Source organism: Lentzea sp. NPDC036949 (genome assembly GCF_055608075.1).
The window spans coordinates 157,292-182,644 of sequence record NZ_JBVJRA010000007.1; the positions used below are offsets into that span (position 1 = coordinate 157,292).

The 25,353-nt window shown below is 71.4% G+C and carries 24 protein-coding genes and 1 pseudogene; 19 read left to right on the top strand and 6 right to left on the bottom strand.

The window, feature by feature from the left end; genetic code table 11:
- The first annotated feature begins 230 nt into the window (after positions 1-230).
- The 5 genes and pseudogenes from ACZ7CD_RS21080 to ACZ7CD_RS21100 form a co-directional block, all read left to right on the top strand.
- Positions 231-1,304 carry a S8 family peptidase gene (locus tag ACZ7CD_RS21080; protein ID WP_470379536.1) on the top strand — a complete coding sequence of 358 codons (1,074 nt, stop codon included), beginning with the start codon at positions 231-233 and terminating at the stop codon, positions 1,302-1,304.
- A 119-nt stretch (positions 1,305-1,423) separates the two neighbouring features.
- Positions 1,424-2,593 carry a S8 family peptidase gene (locus tag ACZ7CD_RS21085; protein ID WP_458430994.1) on the top strand — a complete coding sequence of 390 codons (1,170 nt, stop codon included), beginning with the start codon at positions 1,424-1,426 and terminating at the stop codon, positions 2,591-2,593.
- A 315-nt stretch (positions 2,594-2,908) separates the two neighbouring features.
- Positions 2,909-4,684: an aspartate--tRNA ligase gene (gene aspS / locus ACZ7CD_RS21090; protein WP_470374667.1), complete on the top strand. Its 1,776-nt coding sequence runs from the start codon at positions 2,909-2,911 to the stop codon at positions 4,682-4,684.
- A gap of 301 nt (positions 4,685-4,985) precedes the next feature.
- The gene (locus ACZ7CD_RS21095) at positions 4,986-6,158 is read left to right on the top strand and encodes a hypothetical protein (protein WP_470370913.1); all 1,173 of its coding nucleotides are present in this window, start codon (positions 4,986-4,988) and stop codon (positions 6,156-6,158) included.
- A gap of 59 nt (positions 6,159-6,217) precedes the next feature.
- Positions 6,218-6,742 (top strand): annotated as a pseudogene (locus ACZ7CD_RS21100) (SGNH/GDSL hydrolase family protein); the annotation flags it as partial.
- Positions 6,743-6,922: 180 nt separating this feature from the next.
- On the opposite strand, the gene ACZ7CD_RS21105 reads toward ACZ7CD_RS21100, so the two are convergent.
- Together ACZ7CD_RS21105 and ACZ7CD_RS21110 are read right to left on the bottom strand one after the other, a co-directional pair.
- Positions 6,923-8,293 (bottom strand): sensor histidine kinase, encoded by a 1,371-nt coding sequence (locus ACZ7CD_RS21105; protein WP_470379537.1) that lies wholly within the window; start codon positions 8,291-8,293, stop codon positions 6,923-6,925.
- Positions 8,271-8,996: a response regulator transcription factor gene (locus tag ACZ7CD_RS21110; protein WP_470379538.1), complete on the bottom strand. Its 726-nt coding sequence runs from the start codon at positions 8,994-8,996 to the stop codon at positions 8,271-8,273. Before ACZ7CD_RS21110 ends, ACZ7CD_RS21105 begins: the two co-directional genes overlap by 23 nt.
- Positions 8,997-9,152: 156 nt before the next feature.
- On the opposite strand from ACZ7CD_RS21110, the gene ACZ7CD_RS21115 reads away from it, so the two are divergent.
- The 3 genes from ACZ7CD_RS21115 (at position 9,153) to ACZ7CD_RS21125 (ending at position 11,658) form a co-directional block, all read left to right on the top strand.
- Entirely contained in the window at positions 9,153-10,802 is a 1,650-nt protein-coding gene (locus ACZ7CD_RS21115; RefSeq protein ID WP_470370916.1) for a bifunctional metallophosphatase/5'-nucleotidase, read from the top strand.
- A gap of 74 nt (positions 10,803-10,876) precedes the next feature.
- Complete coding sequence (locus ACZ7CD_RS21120) at positions 10,877-11,338, top strand: hypothetical protein (protein ID WP_360392244.1); 462 nt, start codon at positions 10,877-10,879, stop codon at positions 11,336-11,338.
- Positions 11,339-11,349: 11 nt separating this feature from the next.
- On the top strand, positions 11,350-11,658 hold the full coding sequence (locus ACZ7CD_RS21125; protein WP_360392241.1) for a sunset domain-containing protein: 309 nt from the start codon (positions 11,350-11,352) through the stop codon (positions 11,656-11,658).
- Positions 11,659-11,684: 26 nt separating this feature from the next.
- Here ACZ7CD_RS21125 and ACZ7CD_RS21130 read toward each other — a convergent pair whose 3' ends face one another.
- On the bottom strand, positions 11,685-12,164 hold the full coding sequence (locus ACZ7CD_RS21130) for an HAD domain-containing protein (protein ID WP_360392238.1): 480 nt from the start codon (positions 12,162-12,164) through the stop codon (positions 11,685-11,687).
- A 33-nt stretch (positions 12,165-12,197) separates the two neighbouring features.
- Here ACZ7CD_RS21130 and mug point away from each other — a divergent pair, with 33 nt between their 5' ends.
- From mug to ACZ7CD_RS21180, 10 genes are all read left to right on the top strand, one after another.
- The gene (mug, locus tag ACZ7CD_RS21135; protein WP_458431001.1) at positions 12,198-12,692 is read left to right on the top strand and encodes a G/U mismatch-specific DNA glycosylase; all 495 of its coding nucleotides are present in this window, start codon (positions 12,198-12,200) and stop codon (positions 12,690-12,692) included.
- A 193-nt stretch (positions 12,693-12,885) separates the two neighbouring features.
- Positions 12,886-15,738 (top strand): AfsR/SARP family transcriptional regulator, encoded by a 2,853-nt coding sequence (locus ACZ7CD_RS21140; protein ID WP_470374664.1) that lies wholly within the window; start codon positions 12,886-12,888, stop codon positions 15,736-15,738.
- A gap of 207 nt (positions 15,739-15,945) precedes the next feature.
- Positions 15,946-16,419, top strand: a complete 474-nt coding sequence (locus ACZ7CD_RS21145; RefSeq protein WP_470379539.1) for a hypothetical protein — start codon at positions 15,946-15,948, stop codon at positions 16,417-16,419.
- Positions 16,420-16,468: 49 nt separating this feature from the next.
- Entirely contained in the window at positions 16,469-17,233 is a 765-nt protein-coding gene (locus ACZ7CD_RS21150) for an LLM class flavin-dependent oxidoreductase (RefSeq protein WP_470379540.1), read from the top strand.
- Between the two features lie 78 nt (positions 17,234-17,311).
- Positions 17,312-17,749 carry an SRPBCC family protein gene (locus ACZ7CD_RS21155; RefSeq protein ID WP_458431004.1) on the top strand — a complete coding sequence of 146 codons (438 nt, stop codon included), beginning with the start codon at positions 17,312-17,314 and terminating at the stop codon, positions 17,747-17,749.
- Between the two features lie 54 nt (positions 17,750-17,803).
- Entirely contained in the window at positions 17,804-18,547 is a 744-nt protein-coding gene (locus ACZ7CD_RS21160; RefSeq protein ID WP_458431005.1) for an ABC transporter ATP-binding protein, read from the top strand.
- Positions 18,544-19,521 carry an ABC transporter permease gene (locus tag ACZ7CD_RS21165; RefSeq protein ID WP_470379541.1) on the top strand — a complete coding sequence of 326 codons (978 nt, stop codon included), beginning with the start codon at positions 18,544-18,546 and terminating at the stop codon, positions 19,519-19,521. The genes ACZ7CD_RS21160 and ACZ7CD_RS21165 overlap by 4 nt, the downstream gene beginning before the upstream one ends.
- Before the next feature lie 43 nt (positions 19,522-19,564).
- Positions 19,565-19,942, top strand: coding sequence for a GntR family transcriptional regulator (locus ACZ7CD_RS21170; RefSeq protein WP_360392215.1), 378 nt, complete (start codon positions 19,565-19,567; stop codon positions 19,940-19,942).
- Between the two features lie 34 nt (positions 19,943-19,976).
- A complete protein-coding gene (locus ACZ7CD_RS21175; RefSeq protein WP_458431007.1) occupies positions 19,977-20,837 on the top strand; it encodes an ABC transporter ATP-binding protein in 861 nt (286 codons plus the stop codon).
- A 105-nt stretch (positions 20,838-20,942) separates the two neighbouring features.
- The gene (locus ACZ7CD_RS21180; protein ID WP_470379542.1) at positions 20,943-21,140 is read left to right on the top strand and encodes a hypothetical protein; all 198 of its coding nucleotides are present in this window, start codon (positions 20,943-20,945) and stop codon (positions 21,138-21,140) included.
- Between the two features lie 57 nt (positions 21,141-21,197).
- On the opposite strand, the gene ACZ7CD_RS21185 is transcribed toward ACZ7CD_RS21180, so the two are convergent.
- Genes ACZ7CD_RS21185 through ACZ7CD_RS21195 form a run of 3 tightly spaced genes read right to left on the bottom strand, consistent with a single transcriptional unit; the run spans position 21,198 to position 23,838 of the window.
- Entirely contained in the window at positions 21,198-22,736 is a 1,539-nt protein-coding gene (locus tag ACZ7CD_RS21185) for a phytoene desaturase family protein (RefSeq protein ID WP_470379543.1), read from the bottom strand.
- Positions 22,733-23,596, bottom strand: a complete 864-nt coding sequence (locus tag ACZ7CD_RS21190; RefSeq protein ID WP_360392203.1) for an NAD-dependent epimerase/dehydratase family protein — start codon at positions 23,594-23,596, stop codon at positions 22,733-22,735. The genes ACZ7CD_RS21185 and ACZ7CD_RS21190 overlap by 4 nt, the downstream gene beginning before the upstream one ends.
- Positions 23,593-23,838, bottom strand: coding sequence for a hypothetical protein (locus tag ACZ7CD_RS21195; RefSeq protein WP_360392200.1), 246 nt, complete (start codon positions 23,836-23,838; stop codon positions 23,593-23,595). Before ACZ7CD_RS21195 ends, ACZ7CD_RS21190 begins: the two co-directional genes overlap by 4 nt.
- Before the next feature lie 203 nt (positions 23,839-24,041).
- Here ACZ7CD_RS21195 and ACZ7CD_RS21200 point away from each other — a divergent pair, with 203 nt between their 5' ends.
- A complete protein-coding gene (locus tag ACZ7CD_RS21200; RefSeq protein WP_470370926.1) occupies positions 24,042-25,277 on the top strand; it encodes an ABC transporter substrate-binding protein in 1,236 nt (411 codons plus the stop codon).
- Positions 25,278-25,353 lie beyond the last annotated feature (76 nt).

Sequence of the window (25,353 nt, forward strand, 5' to 3'; positions counted from 1 at the left end):
AAGGGCGCGCGGTACAGCCGATCGGCGGTTTTGCGGCCGATGGAAACTCGGCAAGTTCAGATCTCGGGCCTATTTCGCCGCCAATGGTCCCGGGCGGGTTCCGCACACCCCTGCGACGGACACGACGACCAGCTGAGTGCCGGTCCGGCACGTGCTGCCCCGGCCCGTTCCCGAGCCGTTCCCCGTTCTCCGCCCAGAAGAGAATCCCTGCTCCGAAAGGAAAACCGACTGTGAGAGCCCTGCTGGCAGTCGCCGCACTCACCGCCTCGGTCGTGGTCGTCCCGGCGACCGCGGCCACCTCCTCCTACATCGTGGTGCTGAAGGACGGCGCCGTGTCCTCGTTCGCGGGCGAGGTGCAGCACCGGTACACCAGCGTCTTCACCGGGTACAGCGCCCGGCTGACCGCGCGGCAGCTGCGCGCGGTGCAGGCCGACCCGAACGTGTCCCACGTGGAGCGCGACGGACTGGTGCACGCCAACACCACCCAGCTCAACCCGCCGTGGGGCCTGGACCGCATCGACCAGCGGGCCCTGCCGCTCGACCAGCGCTACGAGTACACCAGCACCGGTGCGGGCGTGAACATCTACGTGATCGACACCGGCCTGCGGGTGACGCACACCGACTTCGGCGGGCGGGCGCGCAACGGCTGGGACACCGTCGACAACGACGCGGTCGCCCAGGACGACAACGGTCACGGCACGCACGTCGCCGGCATCGCCGCGGGCACGAAGCACGGCGTGGCCAAGCGCGCCACCGTGTGGGGCGTGCGGGTGCTCAACGGGTCGGGCTCCGGCACGATCTCCGGCGTGATCGCGGGCGTGGACTGGGTGACCCGCAACGCCGTGAAGCCGGCGGTGGCGAACATGTCGTTGGGCGGGAGCGCTTCCACGGCGCTCGACGACGCGGTGCGGCGTGCGATCGCGTCCGGTGTCTCGTTCACGGTCGCGGCCGGCGGCAGCAACACCGACCCGGCCAACTCCTCGCCGCAGCGCGTGTCCCAGGCGATCTGCGTGGGCGCGCTGACGCAGAACGACACCAGGTCCTCCTCGTCGAACTACGGTCCGCTCGTCGACATCTGGGCGGCGGGTGTGAGCGTCCCGTCGGCGTGGAACTCCAGTGACACGGCGACGAACACCCTCTCCGGCTCGTCGATGGCGGCACCGCACGCGGCCGGTGTGGCGGCGCGGTACCTGGAGCTCAACCGCGCGGCGACGCCCGCGCAGGTGGAGAGCGCGCTGGTTACCACGGGCACCCCGGGAACGCCACCCGTCACTCGTATCCTTTACTGGCCGCCGACGCTGTGAAGCGTGAATTGTTGGGCGGCACAAGGCCGTCTTAATCCATAGGACACCCTTGGCAGGGACCGGATCTCTCCCTAGCGTCGAAAGCGCTTCGTTCCCCTGCAAAGAACGGAATGCACATCATGACGCGAAAGATCCGGTTCCTGGCCGGTGCCGGCGCGGCGACGCTCGCCATGTCGGTCCTCATGGTTCCCAACGCCTCCGCCGCCGAGGGCGAGGTCCTCTCCCTCAACGCCCCCGAGAAGATCGCGGGCAGCTTCATCGTGAAGTTCAAGGAGGGCAAGGGCAACTCGCACGCGCTGGCGTCGCGGTTCGGTGCCAAGGTCGAGCGCGACTACACGAGCTTCGGCGGCTTCAACGTGAAGCTGACCGAGAAGCAGGCCAAGCGCCTGGCCGCCGACCCGACGGTCGAGTTCGTCGAGGCCGACCAGGTCATCCACACGCAGGCGACGCAGACGAACCCGCCGTCGTGGGGCTTGGACCGCATCGACCAGCGCAACCTGCCGCTGGACTCGTCCTACAGCTACACCTCGACCGGATCGGGCGTCACCGCGTACGTCATCGACACCGGCGTGCGCATCAGCCACTCCACCTTCGGCGGCCGCGCCTCGAACGGCCGTGACTTCGTCGAGAACGACAACGTCGCGCAGGACGGCAACGGCCACGGCACGCACGTCGCCGGCACCATCGCGGGCTCGCAGTACGGCGTCGCGAAGAACGCGAGGATCGTCGCCGTCCGCGTGCTCGACAACAACGGCTCCGGCACCCTCGCCGGTGTCGCCGCGGGCATCGACTGGGTCGGCGCCAACGCCGTCAAGCCCGCCGTGGCGAACATGTCGCTCGGTGGCGGTGCCAACGCCACCCTCGACGCCGCCACGCGCAACGCCATCGCCAAGGGCGTGACCTTCGCGGTCGCGGCCGGCAACTCCAACGCCAACGCGTCCGGCTTCTCCCCGGCCCGCGTGAGCGAGGCGATCACCGTCGGCGCCACCGAGCGCAACGACGCCCGCGCGTCGTACTCGAACTACGGTTCGCTGCTCGACATCTTCGCGCCGGGCTCGGCCATCACCTCGGCCTGGAACACCTCCGACAGCGCCACCAACACCATCTCGGGCACCTCGATGGCCACCCCGCACGTCGCGGGCGCCGCTGCCAGGTACCTGTCCACCAACCCGTCGGCCACGCCCGCCCAGGTCGCCTCGTACCTGGTCGCGCAGTCGACGCCGTCCAAGGTGACCAACCCGGGTTCGGGCTCGCCGAACCGCCTGCTGTACCTCGCGCCGAGCGCGTGAACCGGGTCCGGCCGGTGAGCCGGGCCGCGTGAACTGAGCTGTGAGGGAAGGGCCGCGACACAGGTCGCGGCCCTTTTCGGCTGCACGGGTGGGTTTTCCCGGCCGCGGCTGAGTTACCCGCTCACCCCCCTGCTGCAGATGCGGGCGGAGCGACGGCGTCAGCGCGTGCAGCAGGGCGGGCGCGGCCGGAACGCGGCCGGCGAAGATCAGCGCCGCGGGCGGACGGGCGCAGGCGCACGACCTGCGTGAAAATCTGTCGGTGCGGCCAGCTAGCCTTGACGGAAAAGCTGACTTCGTCTACAAGGAGCCACCACCGTGTTGCGCACGCACGAGGCCGGATCACTCCGGGCCGAGCACGCCGGGCAGTCCGTCACCCTCACCGGGTGGGTCGCTCGCCGGCGGGACCACGGCGGTGTCATCTTCATCGACCTCCGCGACGCCAGCGGGGTCGCCCAGGTCGTGTTCCGCGAGGGCGAGATGGCCGAGCGCGCGCACCGGCTGCGCAGCGAGTACGTCATCAAGGTCACCGGCGACGTGAGCAAGCGGCCCGACGGCAGCGAGAACCCCGAGCTGCCCACCGGTGCCATCGAGGTCTACGTGAGCGACCTCGAGGTCCTCAACGAGGCCGCGCCGCTGCCGTTCCAGGTCGAGAGCGACGTGGAGCCGGGCGAGGAGGCCCGCCTCAAGCACCGCTACCTCGACCTGCGCCGGTCCACCCCGGCCAAGGCCATCCGGCTGCGCAGCGAGGTCAGCCGCATCGCCCGCGAGGTGCTGCACGGCGAGAAGTTCGTCGAGGTCGAGACGCCGACCCTGACCCGCAGCACGCCCGAGGGCGCGCGCGACTTCCTGGTGCCCGCGCGGCTGCGGCCGGGCAGCTGGTACGCGCTGCCGCAGTCGCCGCAGCTGTTCAAGCAGCTGCTCATGGTCGGCGGCCTGGAGCGCTACTACCAGATCGCCCGCTGCTACCGGGACGAGGACTTCCGCGCCGACCGGCAGCCGGAGTTCACCCAGCTCGACATCGAGATGAGCTTCGTCGAGCAGGACGACGTCATCGCGCTCACCGAGAAGCTGCTGGCCGCGATCTGGAAGGAGACCAAGGACGTCGAGCTGCCGCTGCCGTTCCGCCGGATCTCCTACGCCGAGGCCATGGCGAAGTACGGCTCGGACAAGCCCGACCTGCGCTTCGAGCTGGAGCTGACCGAGCTCACCGAGTACTTCAAGGACACGACGTTCCGCGTGTTCCAGGCGCCGTACGTGGGTGCCGTGGTCATGCCCGGTGGTGCCTCGCAGCCGCGCCGCACGCTCGACGGCTGGCAGGAGTTCGCCAAGCAGCGCGGCCACAAGGGGCTCGCGTACGTGCTGGTCGGCGAGGACGGCACGCTGGGAGGGCCGGTCGCGAAGAACCTGACCGACACCGAGCGCGACGGCCTGGCCAAGGCCGTGGGCGCCAACCCCGGCGACTGCATCTTCTTCGCCGCTGGTGAGGCCCGCGACGCCCGCGCCCTGCTCGGTGCCGCGCGCGTCGAGATCGCCACCCGCGTCGGCCTGATCGACGAGAACGCCTGGGCGTTCGCCTGGGTCGTCGACTTCCCGATGTTCGAGGCCGTCGACAAGCTGGAGGCCGGCGACGTCGCGGTCGGCGGCGGCAAGTGGACCGCCCTGCACCACGCGTTCACCTCGCCGACCCCGGAGTGGATCGACAACTTCGAGACCGACCCGGGCAACGCGCTGGCCTACGCCTACGACGTGATCCTCAACGGCAACGAGCTCGGTGGCGGCTCGATCCGTATCCACCGCGCCGACGTGCAGCAGCGCGCGTTCAACGTGATGGGCATCGGTGCCGAGGAGGCGCAGGAGAAGTTCGGCTTCCTGCTCGACGCGTTCAAGTACGGCGCCCCGCCCCACGGCGGCATCGCGCTCGGCTGGGACCGCCTCTGCATGCTGCTCGCGGGCGTCGACTCGATCCGCGAGGTCATCGCGTTCCCGAAGTCCGGCGGCGGTTTCGACCCGCTGACCGCGGCTCCGGCGCCGATCACCGCGCAGCAGCGCAAGGAAGCCGGCGTGGACGCGAAGCCCGACCAGAAGAGCTGAGCGGGATCGATTCCGCAGGAAGATCGTCCGGGAGGGCAACCTCCCGGACGATCACGCGCGTTTCCCACAACATGGGACCGGATCGCCTGAACGAGCGGCTACTTGATCGGTATTGACGCGACCGGCTCGAACGATCGGGTTGATCTGCCCGTACCGGGCAACGGAAGGTGTTTGCACACGTCCAGGGCTCGGAGGGGTGTTGTGGGAACGTGGGGACCGCGGTGAACCGGTGGTGGTGACCGCAACGGGGCCTGATCGGCGTCAGCCGGGCGCACGGGCATGGGGAGTAGGGTCGGAGGGGATGAGCGTGGAGATCACCGCGGGCCCTCCCGACACGACTTCACCGGAGATCGTCGAAGCCGTCGAGGCCGCCGAGCGGGTACTGACCAGGCGCTTGGGCGCACAGGTGCGCCTTGCGGACCCCGAGGCACTCGGGGGGACCGGCCGTTCCGTCGTCATCCGGGTCAGAGTGGCCTCCTCGCCGTTCTCGATGCCGCGCACGCTGGTGGTGAAGCGCTACCCGCCCGCCGCCGGTGACCGCGACCCGTGGGCGCACGAGGCCGTCAGCCACCAGCTGCTCACCGCGCTGCCCGCGGAGGAGCGCGCCACACCGGAGCTGTTCGCCCACGACGGCACGTCCCGGCTGGTCGTCCTGGAGGACCTGGGCCGGGCGCCGCGGCTGTCCGAGAAGCTGCACGGCAAGGACGCGCGGGTCGCCGAACGCGGCCTGTTGTCCTGGGCGCACGCCATGGGGCGGCTGCACGCCACGACGGCGGGCAGGGACGCGGACTTCGACGCGTTGATGCGCCGGGCCGGCGCGCAGTGCTGCCAGGACCCGATCGCGGTCGACGTGCACGCGGCGATCGCCGGGTTACCGGGGCTGCTGGAGACCGAGCTGGCCGTGGAGACCTCCGCGCACGCCGTCGAGTTCGCGGTCGCGGCGGCGAAGGCGTTCAGCACGTCGCGGCGCAGGGCGTTCAGCCCGTCCACGTCGTGCCCGGACAACCACCTGGTCACCTCGCGCGGCGTGCGGTTCGTCGACTTCGAGGGCGGCTGCGTCCGCGACATCGTCTTCGACGCCGCCAGCCTGCGGGTGCCGTTCCCGTCCTGCTGGTGCGGGTGGGGGCTGCCGCCGGGCATGTCCGAGGCCATGGTCGCCGCCTGGCGGGCCGAGGTGGGCTCGGTGTGGCCGGAGATGGATGACGACGCGGTGCTCTTACCCCGGCTGCTGCAGGCCCAGCTGCTGTGGGTGTGGCTCGCGACGTGGCGTGCGCTGTCCAAGCCCATGCCGAGCGTCGTGAACGCCCCGCCGCGCAGCGTCGTGCTGGCGGGCCGGTGGGTGCGGCTGCGGGCCGACGCGCTGGTCCTCGGCGAGAAGACCGTCGCCTCGCACGCCGACGCCGTCATCGGGGCGCTGGCCGAGCGCTACGGGTCCGAGGTGCTCGAACTCCCGCTTTACCCGGCATTTCGCTGAACGGTTCCCGCACGGTCATCCCGGGCTCACCGGGCCGGTCGATCCTGGGGCACGTGCTGGTGCTTCTCGGTGACTCGACAGCGGTCGGGATCGGCGACCTCGTACCCGGCGGCTGGCGCGGCTTCGGCCCCCTGCTGTCGGCGGCCTACGAGCACAACGGCTACCGCAACCTCGCCGTCTCCGGTGCGCGGATCGCGGACGTGCGGCACCTGCAGCTGCCGCAGGCGCTGCGGCTCGCGCCGAAGGCCGCCGTCGTCATCGCCGGCGTCAACGACACGCTGCGCTCGGACTTCTCCGCCCGGCAGGCGCACTCCGACCTCGACCACGTCTGCCGCGAGCTGACCGCCGCCGGCTGTTCCGTGGTGACCGTGCGGTTCCACGACCAGGGCCGCGTGTTCACGCTGCCCGGCCGGCTGCGGCGGGTGCTGCGCGGCCGCATCGACGAGCTCAACCGGGTCGTCGACGTCGTCGTCGCCCGGCACGGCGTCCGCTGCGTCGACCTGCACGCGCTGCCCGGCGCGTACGAGCCGGCCACCTGGGCGGTCGACCGGCTGCACCCCTCCGAGCTGGGGCACCGCATGCTCGCGAAGGCCTTCGCGCACGAGCTGCGCGCCTGCGGTCACGCGTTCGGTGAGATCAGCCTCGACTGCTCCGGCGGGCGCGAGCTGACCGTCTGGCACCACGTGGCGTGGCTGCTGCTCAAGGGCGTCCCGTGGGTGTTCCGGCGCGGCGCCGACCTGCTGCCGCTGCTGTGGAACGAGACCTCAGCCGCGCAGCGCGACGGTGAACGTGGTCTGCCCTGGGACGCTCTGCACGGACACCTCGCCGTCATGGGCGCCGACGACGGCGGCCACGATGGACAGCCCCAGCCCCGTGCTGCCGGCGGCGCGTGAGCGGGAGCTGTCGCCGCGCGCGAACCGCTCGAACACCTCCAGCCCCTCGGGGATGCCCGGCCCGTCGTCGGTGACGGTCAGCTCCACCTGTCCGTTGTGGACGGACAGGCCGGTCGTGACCGTCGTGCCGGGCGGGGTGTGCGTGCGCGCGTTGGACAACAGGTTGCCGAGCACCTGGTGCAACCGCTGCACGTCGCCGATGACCGTCACCGGTTCGTCGGGCACGGCGATCTTCCAGCTGTGGTCCGCGGAGGAGATGCGGGCGTCACCGACCACGTCCAGCACGAGCCGGGTGAGGTCGACCTCCGTGCGTTCCAGCGGCCGGCCGTCGTCGAGGCGGGCCAGCAGCAGCATGTCCTCCACCAGCGACGTCATCCGCACCGCCTCGGACTCCACCCGGCTCATCGCGTGCGCGACCCGCGGGCTGAGCTCCTCGCCGGAGCGCCGGGTCAGCTCGGCGTACCCGCGGATCGCGGCCAGCGGCGTGCGCAGCTCGTGCGAAGCGTCCGCGACGAACCTGCGCACGCGCGTCTCGCTGTCGTGGCGGGCTTTCAGCGCGGCACCGACGTGGCCGAGCATCCGGTTGAACGCGAGCCCGACCTTGCCGACCTCGGTGTCCGGGTCGGTCTCCGGCACGCGTTCGGCGAGCGCGACCTCACCGGAGTGCAGCGGCAGCTCGGCGACACGGGCCGCGGTGGCGGCGACCCGGTCCAGCGGCACGAGCGCGCGCCGGACGATCCGCTGGCCGGCCAGCGCCGCCGCGGCCACCCCGGCCGCCGTCAACGCCACCAGCAGCCACACCATCCGCCACACGACGTCGTCCACCGGACCCGACGGCAGGCCCTTGATCTGCGCCGGTCCGACGTTGACGCGGAACGTGCCCTTGTCGCCCATGTCCACGGTGTGGTCGCCGGGACCCAGTCCGGTCAGCTGCCGTCGCTCGTGGTCCGTCATGGGCAGCGTGCGCGTGCCGGGCAGCTCGATCGTGCCCTCCACGCCGCCTTCGGTGACGCGCGCGTTGATGCCCCGGGCCCGCTGGCCGACCGCCGGTTGCACCATCTCCCGGACCTGGCGGTCGAGGTCGTGCGTGAGGAACCCGTGCAGTGCCGGCACCGCGACCGCGCCCGTGCCGACCGACAGCGCCAGCAGCACCGCGACCTGGCCGGCGATCAGCTTGCCCCGCAGCGTCTTCGGCCACGGCGCGCGCGGGCGGCCGTCGCTACGCCGCGGGCTTGAGGACATAGCCCGCGCCCCGCACGGTGTGGATCATCGGCGCCCGTCCGGCGTCGATCTTCTTGCGCAGGTAGGAGATGTACAGCTCGACGATGTTCGCCTGGCCGCCGAAGTCGTAGCTCCACACCCGGTCGAGGATCTGCGCCTTGCTGAGCACCCGCCGCGGGTTGCTCATCAGGTACCGCAACAGCTCGAACTCGGTCGCCGTCAACGAGACGTGCTCACCCGCCCGCGTCACCTCGCGCGTGTCCTCGTTCAACACCAGATCGCCGACAACGAGCCGTGCGCCCGCGTCCTCCTCCGTGACACCGGTGCGCCGCATGAGTGCACGCAACCGAAGCACGACCTCTTCGAGGGAGAACGGCTTCGTCACGTAGTCGTCGCCACCGGCCGTGAGCCCCGCGATGCGGTCCTCCACGGCGTCCCGCGCGGTCAGGAACAGCACCGGCAGGGCCGGCTGCTCGGCCCGCATCCGCCGCAGCACCTCGTACCCGTCGAAGTCGGGCAGCATCACGTCCAGCACCACCGCGTCCGGCCGGAACTCCCGTGCCGTGCGGACCGCCGTCGTGCCGTCGAGCGCCGTGCGCACGTCCCACTTCTCCATGCGCAGCGCCATCGTCATCAGCTCGGCCAGTGTGGACTCGTCGTCCACCACGAGCACCCGCACGGGCTGCCCGTCCGGCCGGCGGAGTGCGGCTTCCATCGCGCGCATGGCTCCCATCGTGACCGGTCATCCTGTGTACCGCCTGTGAGACCGTCCACCGTTCGGGCGATCAGCAGTTACGTCAATTGTGAGCAGCTATGTTCGGTCGGGGGACCCGACGACCGCCCGGAGGTGAGCGTCCTGCGCACGTTCACGCTGACGGTGATGGGGACGACCGATCTGCACGGCAACCTCTTCAACTGGGACTACTACCGCGACCGGGAGTACGACGACTTCGCGCACGACGACGTCGGGCTCGCGAAGATCTCGACGCTGGTGGCCGGCGTGCGCGCCGAGGTGGGCCGGCACCGCACGTTGTTGTTGGACGCGGGCGACACGATCCAGGGCACGCCGCTGGCCTACTACTACGCCAAGGTCGAGCCGATCACCCGCACGCACGTGCACCCGATGGCGGCCGCGATGAACGCCATCGGCTACACGGCCGCGGTGCTGGGCAACCACGAGTTCAACTACGGCCTCGACGTGCTGCGGATGTTCGAACGGCAGCTGGACTTCCCGCTGCTCGGGGCGAACGCGGTCGACGTCGCGACCGGGCTGCCCGCCTTCCCGCCGTACGTGGTGAAGACGGTGTGGCGCACCGGTGGCCCGCCGTTGCGGGTGGGCGTCCTCGGGCTCACCAACCCCGGCATCGCGGTGTGGGACAAGGTGCACGTCGAGGGCGTGCTGACGTTCCCGGGGCTGGTGGAGCAGGCGCTGCGCTGGGTGCCGGAGGTGCGGCGCCAGTCCGACCTGGTGGTGCTGGTGGCGCACTCGGGTGCGGACCTGTCGTCGTCGCTGGGCGACCAGGTGCCGTTCCCGGAGAACTGCGCGGAGCTGGTCGCGGAGACCGTGCCGGGCATTGACGCGATCCTGGTGGGACACGCGCACGTCGAGATCCCGCAGCGGTTCGTGAGGAACAGGGTGACCGGGCGGCGGGTGCTGCTGACCGAGCCGCTGTACTGGGGCAAGCGGTTGTCGGTGCTGGAGTTCGACCTGGAGCACGACGGCGGCTGGCACCTGACCGGGTCGCGGTCCTCCGTGCTGGTGTCGGCGTCGGTGCCGGAGGACCCGCGGATCGTGCGGCTGCTGCGGCACGACCACGAGAAGGTCGTGCACCACGTCAACGGGCGGATCGGCACCTGCCGGGCCGCGATGTCGGCGGCGCGGTCGCGGTTCGAGGACACGCCCGCACTGCGGTTCATCAACCACGTGCAGGCGCTGGAGCTCAAGAAGTCCACGTCGCTGCCGGTGCTGTCGCTGTGCGCGCCGTTCAACCGCGGCGCGGCGATCCCGGCCGGCGAGGTGTCCATCCGCGACGTCGCCGGGCTGTACATCTTCGACAACACGCTCGTGGGCGTGCGGCTGACCGGCGCGCAGCTGCGCGACTTCCTGGAGGAGTCGGCGCGCTACTTCCGCCAGGTCACCGCCGCGGGGCCGTTCACGCCCGAGGAGGTGTCGGCCGACGTGCCCGACTACAACTTCGACATCGCCCACGGCCTGGACGCCCCGCTGACCTACGACGTCGACATCGCCCGCCCGGCCGGTTCGCGCATCACGGACCTGTCCTACGGCGGGGTGCCGGTGGCCGGTGACCAGGAGTTCGCGGTCGCGGTGAACAACTACCGGCAGGCGGGCGGCGGCGACTTCCCGCACATCGCGACCGCCCCGGTGCTGCTCGACCGGCGGCAGGAGATCCGGCAGCTGCTGATCGACTGGGTGAAGGCCGCGGGCGTGCTCGACCCCGCCGACTTCACCCGCACCGACTGGCGGCTCGTGGCCGGCGGCCACCCCGTCGTGATTTCCACGACCGGGTGAATTCTCCGGCGCGGTCCTGGGCCTTTCACCGCAGGCGGTGGCAACCGGACGGCCGGATGGGATAGGCCAGACGCGTGCAGTTGCCGCAGCGCGTCGCCATCGGCGCCATCGCCGTGCCGCTGCTGCTCGCCTCCGTGGGCGTCGCGGTGCACGCCGGGCAGGCCCCCGCGGCCGTGCCCGGCCAGCTCGTGCTCGCCGTGCGCTCGGCCGAGGTCGTGCTGGCCGGCGCCGCCACCCCGGCCGAACGCCAGGAGGTGGCCGACGCCGTGCGCTCGGTCGCCGAGAAGCACCGCGTCACCGACCTGATCACCCCGTCCACGACCGTGCGGCTGCCGGTCGCCGCGGACGAGGTCGCCTCGGTGCTGCGCGCGGTGCTCGGCGCGGACGTCACCGACTTCACCGCCGTCGTCCACACCGGACACCTCGTCGCCTCGGCACGCGTACCCGACCACACGCGTGCGGGCGCGCTCAGCGACGCCCTGCGCGCCGCGGCCCCCGGCCTGCGGGTCGACGAGGACTTCACGACTACGGGCTAGGAGCCTTCGCGTTGTTCGGGTTCTTCCTCCAGATGTTCCTGCTGTGCGCGGGCGCCTTCCTCGCGGGCGTGCTGCTCACCTGGCTGACCATGCGCTCCCGTGCGGCCGCGCAGCCGGAGACCCGACTCTCGATCATGGAGGACCCGGTGCCGCCGGCGCCCGCGATCAAGGCGAACTCGCGCACGATGATGTTCCACACGCCCGAGTCGCCCTACTACAAGCGGATGAAGGGCGACGTGGTCTTCCACTCCGCCGAGGACGCGCTGCGGGCCGGGTACACGATGTGGACGCCACGGCCGCGCGTGCCGGCGACGACCTGACCAGGGCTCGCCGCTGGGGGCGGCGGTCAGGCCGCGGCGCGCAACCAGGCGTCGAGGGCCAGGTAGTCGGCATCGGTCAGGCCGTGGCGCGGGTCGACGCGGTGCAGGAGGGCTCGCTCGTGGTGCTCGGCGACCCAGAGGCGGTCCTTCCCGGTGATCTCGTCGTCGACCCAGGCGAACGGCCGGGTGCCTGCCAGCGCGACCAAGCCGCGGGTCTTCCAGTGCAGGCCGTCGCGGAAGTCGCGGTCCTCGGTCTCCTGGTCCTCCTGCCAGGTCGCGACGGGCAGTTCAGGCAGGCCCAGGAGGGGCGCGAGGAGGTCGTTGGCGTCGTCCATCCAGGTCGTGGCCCAGACGAGCTCGCACGGCAGCGCGGCGAGCCAGGGGCCGTGCATCGGGTCGAGGCGGGCGAGCAGCGGGTTCTCGTGGGCCGGGCCGGTGTGCCTGGTGCCGGCGAACGGGAGCAGCGGGCCGTCGACGTCGAGGAAGAGCAACGGGAGCCGGGCCATGCCGGCCACGGTAGTGCTCGTAGGCTGGTCAGCGTGATCGGTGACGTGCTCAAGCCCGGCCTCGACGTCCTCTTCTGCGGCATCAACCCCGGCCTGGTCTCGGAGGCGACCGGGCACCACTTCGCCCGGCCGGGAAACCGGTTCTGGCCCGCGTTGCATTTGTCCGGGTTCACGCCGCGGCTGTTCGCGCCGACCGAGCAGGAGGGGCTGCTCGAACTCGGGCTCGGCATCACGAACGTCGTCGCACGCCCGTCGGCCAAAGCCGATGAATTAACAATTGACGAGATGAAAGCCGGCGCGGTCGTGCTGACCGAAAAGGTTCGCACCTATTCACCGAAGGTTCTCGCGGTGCTCGGTGTGACCGTGTACCGCAGTGCGTTCGGGCGGAAGAAAGCGCAGGTCGGGCCGCAGGACGAGACCGTGGGCGGTGCGCGGGTGTGGTTGCTGCCCAATCCGAGCGGGTTGAACGCGCACTGGCAGCTGCCCGCCCTCGCCGAGGAGTTCGCCCGGCTGAAAGCGAGCGTGTAGCGCCGGAACGGCAGTTCATATTCGGAACCACTCGCAGTGGCGTGGACGGGGACAACCGTGGTCTGGTTGCATCGACTTCTGCGTCCATTCGAGTGGCCTTCGCCAGCAGGTGGAACCGGGTGCTCGAACGTGGCGTCAGAATTTGACCTTGACGCGCAGAACTCGGTGAATCTTCAACACTGGTGGGGGCGCAGTGGAAGTCAGGATTCTCGGGCCGGTCGAGCCGCCGGTACCACCCAAGCCCGCGCAGATCCTGGCCGTGCTGGCGGTCGAGTGCGGGAAGGTCGTGCCCGTCGACCGGCTGATCGACCTCATCTGGGGTGAGGACCCGCCGCCACAGGCCCGCAAGTCGCTGCAGGTGCACATCTCCAGCCTGCGCAGGGCCGGGTTGCCGGTGGAGCACCGGGCCGCCGGGTACGTGCTGGCCGCCGAACCGGGGCACGTCGACCTGCACGCCTTCCGCCGGCTCGTCGCGAGCGCGCAGGAGACCGCGGAGCTCAGGGTCAAGGCCGAGCTGCTCGCCAGGGCGCTGGAGCTGTGGCGCGGCACGCCGGTCGTGTTCGCGCAGACCCTCGACGTGCAGCGGCTCGCGGCGGCCGAGGCGTGGGCGGACGCCGAGCTGGCGCTGGGGCGGCACGCCGGGCTGATCGACGCGCTGGGCGTGTTCGTGGCCGAGTACCCGCTGGCGGAACGGTTGCGCGGGCAGCTCATGACCGCGCTCGCGCGGGGTGGGCGGCGGGCGGACGCGATGCGGGTGTTCCGCGAGACGCGCCGGGTGCTCGTGGACGAGCTGGGCGTCGAGCCGGGGGAGCAGCTGCAGCAGCTGTACCGGGACGTGCTGGAGGGCGCGCGGGACACGCGCCGCAACTACCTGCCGCGCGACGCCGGGGACTTCACCGGGCGGGCCGCGGAGCTGGACCGGCTGCTCGGTGGCGACGGCGGCGTGTGGTGGATCGAGGGACCGGCGGGCGTGGGCAAGACGGCGCTCGCCGTGCACGCGGCGCACCGGCTGGCCGAGCGGTACCCGGACGGGCAGCTGTTCGTGGACCTGCACTCGCCGTCGGGGGCGCTGGACGCGTTGCTGCGGGCGATGGACGTGCCCAGCGAGCGGGTCCCGGAGAGCCCGGAGGAACGCGCGGCGCTGTGGCGGGCCCAGGTCGGCGGGCGGCGGGTCGTGATCGTGCTGGACGGCGTCACGAGCGTGTCGCAGGTCCGGCCGCTGCTGCCGGGCAGCCCCGGTTGCCTCACCCTGATCACCAGCCGCAGCCGGCTCTGCGGGCTGGAGGGCGTGCACCGGGTCCCGCTCGACGTGCTGGGCGACGACGAGGCGGTCACGCTGCTGGCGCGCATCCTCGGCGACGACCGGGTCGCCGCCGAACCGGAGCAGGCCACCGAGGTCGCGCGGCTGTGCGGGTACCTGCCGCTGGCCGTGCGCATCACCGGCGCGCGTCTGGCCGGGCGCGCGCACTGGCCCGTGTCGAAGCTCGTGCGGCGGCTGGCCGATGAACGCAGCAGGCTCGACGAGCTCGTGGCCGACGACCTGGCCGTGCGGTCGAGCCTGGAGCTCACCTACCGGTCGCTGGGCGAGGACGTGCGCCGCGCGTACCGGGTGGTCGGGTTCCTCGGGCTGCCCGAGGTGCCGAGCTACCTGTGGGTGCACCTGCTCGACGAGGACGTGCTCGACCAGCTCGTCGACGCCCGGCTGCTCGACGTCACCGGCAACGCCCGCTACCGCATGCACGAGCTGGTGCGGCTGCACGCCAGGGAGCTCGCCGAGGCAGAGGACCCGCAGCGGGAGCGCGAGGACCTGGTGCGCAGGGCCGTGATCGCCGCACTGTCCACCGTGGACGGTCTGACCGAGCACCTCTTCCTCGCCGTTCCCCGCATGCAGGACTCGCTGGGCGTGGTCACCGCGGCGGCGCGGCCCGCGGACAAGGACGCCTGGTTCGCACGCGAGGAGTCCGTGCTGACCAGGCTGGTGGAACGCGCGGCGGAGCTGGGGCTCGCCACCACCGCCTCGCAGCTGGCCGAGGTGCTGGTGTTCGCGTGGTTCGGGCTGCGCAACCGCTACGAGGCCTGGGAACGAACACACACGGCCGCACTGGAGGCGGTGTGGCGCGCCGGTGACGTGCGGCTGGAAGCGGTCCTGAGGTGCAGCCTCGGGCAGATGCACTACAAGCGGGACAACCTGGTCGAGGCGCGCTCGTGGTTCGGCACGGCGCAGACGTTGTTCGTGGGCCTGAACGACCAGCACGGTGAAGCCGTCGCGATGAACGGCATCGGCATGGTGTGCCGCGACCTCGGCGAGTACCCGTGCGCGCTCGAAGCCCTCGGCCGCGCACGGGAGCTGCTGGCGGGCAACGACACCGAGGGCGTCGCGCACGCGTTGTACGGAATCGGCTCGGTGCACCGGGAACTGGGCGACGACGAGCAGGCGCTCGACACGCTGCACGAGGCGGAAGCCGCCTACCGCAAGGCTAACAGCCGCCGAGGGGAGGCACTCGCGGCCCGCGGCATCGGACTGGTGCACCGGGCGCGCGGCGAGCTGGACCTCGCCGAGGAGCACGTCGTGCGCGCCCACGAGATGGTCGCGGGCACCGGTGACGAGCTGCTCGGCTGCTACACCGCCCAGGCGTGGGCGAAGGTGCTGCTGCGCAAGGGCGACTTCGACCCGGCGCGGGAGCTGCTGGGCACCGCGCTGGACGGCTGCCGCGACGTCGGCGACCGGTTCGGCGAGGCGCTGGTCCGCCGCACGCTGGGGGAGTGGCGGCTCGCCCGCGGCGACCACGCCGGTGCGCGGCTGGTGCTGACCGAGGCGCTCACCGCGTGGACCGACATGGGTCTGCGGCTGTGGCGCGCGAGGACGTTGCGGGACCTCGGCGCGGCCCACGCCCGCCTGGGGGACGCGGTGGGCGCGGACCGCTGCTGGCGCGAGGCCGCGACCCTGTTCGCGCGACTGGGCACCCGTGAGTCGGGGGAGGTGCTCCAGTGGCGTGCGCGGTGGCCGGCGCAGCGGCCGCCGCTGGGGTTCCTCGCGATCAGCTGATCTCCACGGCGACGACACGAAGCCGGAGCAGTCCGTCCGGTACTCCTCGTTCCCATGGCCGGTGCTCCGGTCCTGCTCGGTGGTGACGACCCGATTCGACCCCGCACCGCCAAAAAACGGCCAAAGAACGGCCGAACACCGCGTTAGGCCTTCCTTTACCGCCCCTGCCTAGCTTTCGCGCCACCATAGGGCTGAAGGAGAGACAGCATGTTCGCACGCACGATCGCCGCTGTGGCCGCGATGCTCGCGGCCCTGGTGATGGGCGCGTCCGTCGCATCGGCGGCCCCGGCCAAGTACACGCACTCGCAGGCGACCGCACAGCTGAGCGTGGCCGGCATCACCTGGTCCTCCAGCGGCGGCTGCAGCGACCGGAACAGGTCGAACTGCACGTCGTTCGAGCAGGTGAACCAGACGACCATCGCGGGAGCCAAGACGTTCAAGAGCGCGACGGGCTGCGCGCTGAACATCACCGGCGGCACCGAGACCGGGCACGCGTCGGGCACCTACTCGCACTGGAACGGCTACAAGCTCGACTACTCGCTGTCGAGCTGCGTCACCAACTACATCAAGTCCCGGTTCTCGTCCATCGGCGGCAACAAGTGGCAGTCGAGCTCGGGCAACGTCTACTACCTCGAGTCGAACCACTGGGACGTGACGTACTACAACTGCGGCGGGTGCTGACCCGCGCCGTTGTTGCCGATCGGGCCGCGGGGCCGGTAGTAGTTGTCGGGTGATCACACTCGGCGCCGTCTACCGGCCCCAGCTGCCGCCCGAACGCCTGCGACCCGTCGTCCTCGCCGCGGAGGAGTCCGGGTTGGACTCGCTGTGGCTGTGGGAGGACTGCTTCCTGGAGAGCGGGATCGCCGCCGCCTCCGCCGCGCTGGCGTGGACGGAACGGCTGAAGGTCGGCGTGGGGCTGCTGCCGGTGCCGCTGCGCAACGTCGCGCTGACCGCGATGGAGACCGCGACGCTGGAGCGGATGTTCCCCGGCCGCGTCACGATCGGCGTCGGGCACGGCGTGCAGGACTGGATGGGCCAGGTCGGCGCGCGGGTGTCGTCGCCGCTGACGTTGCTGCGCGAGTACACCGGTGCGCTGCGGGCGTTGCTGGCGGGCGAGCGGGTCACCACGTCCGGCCGGTACGTGTCGCTGACGGACGTGGCGCTGGACTGGCCGCCCGCCGCACCGGTGCCGGTCTACGTCGGCGGCCTCGGGCCGAAGACCCTGGGACTGGCCGCGCAGATCGGCGACGGCACCATCCTCGACTCGTCGGCGGACCTGGAACGGGTGCGGTCGGTCCGGTCCTCCCGCGAGCACCCGGTGGTCGTCTACGTGGAGACCGGCTCGCGCGACCGCGGGCACGTGACCGAGCTGGTGGCGTCGATGGCCGAGGCGGGCGCGTCGAGCGTGGTGCTGCAGCAGCCGGCGGCCTGCGAGGACCCGGAGGGGTTCGTGCGGTTCGTGGCGTCCGTCGCCGCCTCTCGCCCGACGGGGTGAGCCTGAGGTGGCCGCGTGCTCGGTCGCAAGAACCGCCACGCGGCGCATCGCTTCCTGATTACGGGGTACCTCTCCTGCGTGGCTGAGGTATCACTGGACATTGAGGCTCCCATCGACACGGTGTGGGCGTTGCTCGCCGACGGCTGGTCGTACGCGGCCTGGGTGGTCGGCGCGTCGCACATCCGCGACGTCGACAGCGGCTGGCCGTCGCCCGGTACGCGCATCCACCACAGCGTCGGGCCGTGGCCGCTGACCATCGAGGACACCACCGAGGTCGTCACCTGCGAACCGAAGCGCCTGCTGGAGCTGGACGCGCGGCTGTGGCCCGCCGGTGCGGCCCGCATCACGTTCACGCTGGTGGCGCGCTCGGAGACGGTGACGGAGGTGCGGATGGCGGAGAAGGTCGTGCGCGGGCCGTCGGCGCTCATGCCGTCGTTCGCGCAGGACGCGCTGCTGACCCCGCGCAACCGGGAGACCCTGCAACGGCTCGGGGCGCTCGCGAAGGGCAAGAGCTGACCCTTTCAACACCCTTTCACTAGTTACCTAGATAAAGGGTGCTAGCGTGGCGGCATGCGAGAAGGTCAGCACCCGCCGGTCGTGGCGGAGCAACTGGGGAAGAAGTACCCGAGGGGCTGGGCGTTGCGGGACTGCACGCTCACCGTCCCCGCCGGGCGCGTCGTCGCGCTCGTCGGACCGAACGGCGCGGGCAAGAGCACGCTGATGGGCCTGCTCACCGGGCTGCTGCGGCCGACGGAGGGCCGGATCGCCGTCTTCGGCGACGTGCCCACCGGCCGCGGCATGCACCCGGCCGTCGCGTTCCTGACCCAGGCCAAGCCGCTGTACCCGCAGTTCACGGTGACCGAGACGCTGCGCTACGGCCGCACCGCCAACCCCGCGTGGGACCAGGGCTACGCCGAGGAGCTGGTCGAGAACGCGCAGGTGCCGTTCGCGGCGAAGATCGGCACCCTGTCGGGCGGGCAGCGCACGCGGGTGGCGCTGGCGCTCGCGCTGGGCAAGCGGCCGCGACTGCTGGTGCTCGACGAACCGCTCGCCGACCTCGACCCGCTGGCGCGCGAGGCGGTGCTGGCGACGCTCGTGCACGAGTGCCGCCGGCAGGGGATCACCGTCGTGCTGTCGTCGCACGTGCTGGCGGAGCTGGAGGACGTGTGCGACCACCTCGTGCTGCTGACCGGCGGGCGGGTGCGGCTCGCCGGTGACGTCGACGAGCTGCTGCGCGCCCACGCCGGACGGCCGGGGCTGGAACGGCTGAGCCGGTTGGCGCTCGCCTACATGCGCGAGGAGGTGGCGGCATGACCTGGGTCGTGTGGCGCCAGCAGCGGCCCGTGTTCGTCACGTTCGCCGCCGCGCTGGTCGTGGGGGTCCTCGCGGTGCTGCTGCTGCGCTCGGTGATGGTCGCGGACCTCACCGCCCGCTCTCTGCTGGACTGCGTGGGCAGAGGTCCCAGCGGCTGTCCCGGCACGGCGGTCAACGAGTTCCAGAGCACCTGGTATGACCGCATGCACCTCGCGCAGGGGGCGGTGATGGCGCTGCCCGCGCTGGTCGGGATGTTCGCCGGTGCGCCGTTGTTCGCCCGCGAGTTCGAGCAGGGCACGCACGCGCTCGCGTTCACGCAGTCGGTCAGCCGCACCCGCTGGGTGGTGACCAAGTTCCTCGTGGCGGCACCGCCCGCACTCGTCCTCGTGGGGGTGTTCCAGGTCGTGGTGCACAGCTGGCTGGACGCGGCCGGGCAGCTGGGACCGCTGTCGACCGGGGACTTCTTCTTCACCACCTTCGACAGCGACGGCGTCTCGCCCGTCGCGTACACGCTCTTCGCGTTCACGCTCGGCATGGTGGCGGGCGCGCTGTCCCGCCGGACGCTCGTGGCGATGACGCTGACGCTCGGCGTGTTCGTCGTGGCGCGGTTCGTGCTCGGCGGGCTGCGCAAGTCCATGCTCACGCCGACCAGGGTCGTGTCGGACGACCCGACGGCACCGTTCTCCGACCTGCAGGGCGACCGGCACCCGCTGTACGTCGACTCCGGCTTCCTCGACGCCTCCGGCGCGGTCGTGGCGGACCCGGCACCGAAGATGAACTGCGCCTCACCCGACCCGGACGCGCAGGTGGACCTGCTCGCCTGCTACCGCGGCAACGGCCTCGCGCAGCGGTACGCCGACGTCATCCCGGTCGACCGGCTGACGACGCTGCACCTGCTGGAGGCGTCGGTCTTCGCCGGCTTCGCGGCGGTGTTCCTGCTCGGTTCGGTGTGGGCCGTGCGCAGGCAGGTGTGACGGAAGGCGATCAGGGGTCCGGGTGGCACCTATGCTGAGCGGCGTGATCGAGTTTCGCATCGATCGGCACTCCGGGGTGTCCACCTATCTCCAGATCGCCGCACAGGTCAAGCAGGCCATGCGCATGGGGGTGCTGGGCCCCGGTGACAAGCTGCCGACGGCACGGGAGGTGGTGGAGGCCACCAGGGTGAACCCCAACACCGTGCTGAAGGCGTACCGCGAGCTTGAGCACGAGGGCCTCGTCGAGGGCCGCAGGGGGATGGGCACCTTCGTCACGGCCTCGCTCGCCACCGACGCGGCGAAGGCCGGTGCGCCGCTGCGGCAGGACCTGGAGCTGTGGATGGACCGCGCGGTGGGCGAGGGCCTGTCCGGCGACGAGGTCGACGCGCTCTACACGGACGTGCGTTCGACGCGCTTCTAGTGTCCACTCAGGACGTTCTACTTGGGAGAGCGGGATGAACTCAGCTGCGGTGTGCGCCGAGGGCGTGGCGAAGCACTTCGGCCGCACGAAGGCGCTCGACGGCTGCACGTTCACCGTGCCGGAGGGCAGCGTCACCGGGCTGGTGGGACCGAACGGCGCGGGCAAGAGCACGTTGCTGTCGCTGCTCGCCGGGCTCACCAAGCCCACTCACGGCACCGTGCGCGTCCATGGCACCGAGGTGCGCGGCCGGATGCACCCCGACGTGTCGCTGCTGACCCAGCGCCGCCCCCTCTACGACCGGTTCACCGTGCACGAGATGATGCGCGCGGGCGCGGCGATGAACGACCGCTGGTCGGCGGACCGCGCGTTCGAGGTGCTGGACCTGCTGGCGGGCGTGGACAAGGACGCGCGCGTGGGCACGTTGTCCGCCGGCGCGCGCACGCAGGTCGCGATCGCCATGGCACTCGGCAGGCTGCCGAAGGTGCTGCTGCTCGACGAACCGTTGTCCGACCTCGACCCGTTGGCACGCGACGAGACCGTGCGCATCGTCATGACCGAGGTCGCCGAACGCGGCACGACGGTGATCCTGTCGTCGCACCTGCTCGGCGACCTCCGCGACGTGTGCGATCACCTGCTGCTGCTCGACGAGGGCCGGATGCAGCTCGCGGGCGACATCGAGGAGGTGCTGGCCGGGCACCGGGTCCTCGTCGGTCCCGCCGGCCTCGACCTGCCCGCCGCCGGTGTCGTCGACTCGTCGCGGACACCGCGCCTGACCACCGCGCTGGTGCGCGGCGACAGCGCGCCGGACGGGTGGGAGGCGGACGTGCCCGACCTGGAGGAGCTGGTGATGGGGTACCTGCGGGCCTCACGGGCCCGCAGGTCGGCCCGTCAGTAGACCGTCCGTTCGGGTGACTTCGCACAGTCGGTCTAACAAGCCGACGGCGCCTCGCGATGACGTCGGTACCAGTCGTACGCGCAGGTCCGGCAAGAGGTCGACCGCATGCGCGCTGAACTGGCAGGACTGCACCAGGAGTTGACCGATCGCAGGGGCAACCGCGTGAACATGCGCCGGGAGTTCTTCCACGCCACTCCGGAGGAAGTGCGTGAACTGCTCAAGAAGCACTCCGGGCAGGTGCTGGAGTACGTGCTCGAACCGGAGGCGACCGAACACCGGCAAAGCCTGGCGGTCCAGGCGTAGCGCCGAGGCAACCGGAAACGCGGGTCACCCGGAAGCCCGGACCACCAGGTCGGCCCGTCAGTAGATCGCCCTGTGCAGTCCCTGCACCAGCATCCGGTACAGCTCACCCGCCGCACCGTGCCGCGCCAGCGCCGCCCGTGCCGCGTTCGCCCCGGCCGCGCCGTGCACGCCGCCGCCCGGCCACGCCGACGAGCCCGTCAGGTAGAGGCGGTCGAACGGGGTGTCCGCGCGGCCCAGGCCCGGCACCGGCCGGAACACCAGCTGCTGGTGGATGGCCGCTGTGCCGCCGTTGACGGTGCCGATGTCCTGCGGGCCCAGCACCGACCGCGCGATGATGCGGTCGCGGAAGCCGGGTGCGCGTTCCTCGATGACCTGCTCGACGCGGTCGGCGCGGCGCTTCAGCCGGTCCGGTGTCCAGGTGCCGCCCAGCGGGACGTGGGTGTACGCCCACGCCGCCTCGGTGCCCGCGGGGGAGCGGGTCGGGTCGGTCGTCGTCATCTGGCCGATGATCGAGAACGGGGTGCGCGGCACCTTGCCGCACGCGAGCTCGTGCGCGAAGCCGGCCAGGCCGTTGACGTCGCCTCCGATGTGGACGGTCCCGGCCTGGGCGGCCTCCTGGTTGGTCCACGGGATCGGGCCGGACAACGCCCAGTCGATCTTGATCGTGTCGCCGTCCCACTGGAACCTCTTCAGGTCCTCGGCGAGCCGGCCGGGCAACGCGTCCGCGCCGATCAGGTCCAGGTACAGCCGCGGTGCGGGAACGTCGGCGAGAACGGCTTTCCGTGCGCGCACGGCCGTTCCGTCTTCGAGACGCACACCCACGGCCACACCGCGCGCGTGCAGCACCTCGGTCACCCGCGCATTGGTCTCGATGCGCCCGCTGAACCTCCGCACGAGCGCCGCGCTCAGCTCACCCGCGCCGCCGCGGGGCACCGGGTTGCCGACCTCCTGCCCGAGCATGGCGAGCAGCCAGCCGAAGCCCGCGCCACCGGCCTGGTCCGGGCCGAGGTCGGTGTGCATGGCGTTGCCCGCCAGCAACACCCGCGCGCCCTCGCCCTCGAACAGCTCCTCGCCCAGCCGCCGCACCGGCAGCGTGAGCATCCGCACGAGTCGCAGCGCGTCACCGATCCCGGCGGTGCGCAGCAACGACGCACCCCCTCGCACCGGGGGGAACGGGCGCAGCAGCGACTCGATCACGGGGCCGCGCACCTTGCGCCACTGCTCGTAGGCCGCCTGCCACGCGTCGGCGTCGCCGTGGGCGAACGAGCCCACCGACTTCGCCGTCGTCTCGACGTCCCGCGACAGCAGCGCGACCCGGTCGTCGGGCAGCACGTGCGCGAGGACGGCCGGTGCGTGCTCCCACCGCACGTCCAGGTCCAGCGCGGCGATGACCGGCGAGCCCAGCCCGAGCGGGTAGAACGCGCTGTAGACGTCGTTGGTGAAGCCCGGCGCCGTGGTCTCGGCCGACGTGACGGCACCACCGGGGGTGCCGCGCTGTTCCAGCACCAGCACGTCCCAGCCCGCGTCCGCCAGCAGTGCCGCGGCGACCAGCCCGTTCGGTCCGGAGCCGATGACGACCGCGTCGACCTCGTTCACGCACGCCTCCCCATTGCCGTGACCACCTCGCGCAGCACGTCGCGCGCATCGTGTTGTGGCCACCATCCCAGATCCTCCTGCGCGCGGGTGCAGCGCACGAGCGGAGCCCGGTCCGCCATCCGGACCCACTCCGGCGTCAGCGGCTGCAACCCCAGCCGTGCCGTCGCGCCCGCCAGCCGTTCCACCACCGGGTAGGGCAGCGGCACCCGGCCCGGCCCGACCAGGTCGGCGATCATCGGCGCGGTCAGCACCGGTTCGGCGGCGAGGTTGAACGCGCCGTGCGCCTGCTGCTCGATGATCTCGACGATCGCGCGCGCCACGTCGTCGGAGTGCACGAGCTGCAACCGCAGGCCGTCCCACAACGGTAACGGCAGCAACGGCAGCAACTTCGGTGACACCAAAGGGCCCAGCAGCCACCGTCGCAGCTGCTGCGCCGCCGACGCCTGCCCGATTCCACACGGCCTGATGACCGTGCACGGCAACGGATAGCGCCGGACCATCTCTTCGAGCTTGACCTTGTGGGCGCTGTAGGTGCTGCCCGGGATTCCGGTCAGCGTCCACGACTCGTCGACCCGGCCCCAGCGCGGTGCCGGTGCGTACGCGGCGACTGACGACGCGCAGACGAGGTGCTTGACGTTCTCCTTGACGCACGCGGCGAGCACGTGTTCCGTGCCGTCGACGTTGGTCTCCTTGTGCGTGGGCTTCACCGCCCACGCGAGGTGCACGACGACGTCCGCGCCGCTGATGGCGTCGCGCAACGCCGAAAGCGTCCGCACGTCGACGCCCACGTCCTCGAAGTCGAGGTGGCGGCGCAGCGCCGTGCCGACGTTGCCGGAACCGCCGGTGACGACGACCCTCACCTGAACACCGCGACGCGGGGCCGGGACCGGGTCGCCTCGGCCGCGCGCACCGTGCGCGCCAGCTGTTCGAGCTGCTCCATCTCGTACGCCTTGCGCAGGTGCCGTTCCCGCCAGTCGTCCTCGGTCCGCGACTGCACGACCGGTTCGCCGCCCGGCCAGACCATCGCGTTCTCGTCCCCGGCGGGCGCCTGCGCGACCAGCGTTCCGAGGTCCCCGCTCTGCGTGATCACGTCGTCAGCCATGAGGGACGGGTACCCGCAACTCCGCCGGTGAAGCGCTTCTCATTTCGTTCGGGGCCGAAGGTCTAGCACAGCGCGTGGTCGGACGGCAGTCACCTGAACCCTGCGCATCTGTGTTCCGTACCACTTAGAGAAGCGATATGAGACAACGAAACCAATACTGAGCTACCGCTCAGTACGTTCTGGCCCCTGACAAGGACTCCTGCATGCCCTTCCGCCGCGCACTGCCCACCGCCGTCGCGCTCGCCGTCCTCGCGGCCGGCTGTGGCGCTTCGAGCGACGAGAAAGCCCAGGTCAAGACCGGGCCGGGAGTCACGGACGACACGATCTCGCTCGGCATCCTGTCGGACATGACGGGGCCGTTCAAAGCGTCCGCGCTGACCAGGATCAAGGGCTACGAGCTCTACCTGGACCAGGTGAACCAGCGCGGCGGGATCTGCGGGCGCCGCATCGAGCTCAAGCAGCGGGACCACGCCTACGACGTGCAGAAGGCGCTCGACAGCTACTTCGAGCTCGAACCGCAGGTCCTCGGCCTGCTGGAGCTCGCGGGCACCCCGATGACCGCGGCCATCGAGCCGGACATCATGCAGACCCGCACCCTGACCGCGCCGGCCTCGTGGTCGGCGCAGCTGCTCGGCAACCCGCACATGATGATCGTCGGCACCACCTACGACCTCGACGTGATCAACGGCCTCGACCACTACAAGCGCCGCGGTGTCATCAAGGACGGCGACACCATCGGCCACGTGTACGTGCAGGGCAGCTACGGCGACAACGCTGTGGAAGGCAGCGAGTTCGCCGGTAAGCAGTGGAGCATGCCGGTCGCCAAGCAGGCGATCACCGAGACCACCGCCGACCTGAGCACCCAGGTCGCCGCGCTGAAGGCCGCGGGCGCCAAGGCCGTCGTCCTGAGCACCACCCCCGCCCAGACCGCCGCCGCCGTGGGCGTGGCCGCCGCGCTGAAGTGGGACGTGCCGTTCATGGTCAACGTCGTCGGCTTCGACCCGGCGATCCTCAAGTCGCCCGTCGCGGCCGCCGTGCAGAAGCAGGTGTCGGTCGTGACGTCCGTGGCGCCGTTCACCGGCACCGCCCAGGGCCCGCGCGAGGTCGCGGCCGCGTTCACCCGGCGCTTCCCGAACGACGAGCCCGCGATCTACGTCGACCACGGCTACACCGTCGCGATGGTGTTCCTCGCGGTGGTCGAGAAGGCGTGCGCGAACGGTGACCTCACCCGTGACGGGCTGCTCAAGGCGTTCCACGACACCAACGGCCTGGACACCAAGGGGCTGACGAGCCCGTTGCACTACTCGCTGGTGGGACGACCCTCGGCGACCCAGTCGTACATCACGAAGGTGGACGCGTCGGCGCCCGGCGGTCTGACGACCGTGGAGGACCTGTTCGAGTCGGAGCTGGTGAAGGCAAAGGGCACCAGGGCCAAGTAACCCCGGCACCCACCCCTACTTGTTGGGACGTCTGCAAGTACTGCCGACCTGAAGTCGGTGGTACTTGCAGACGCCC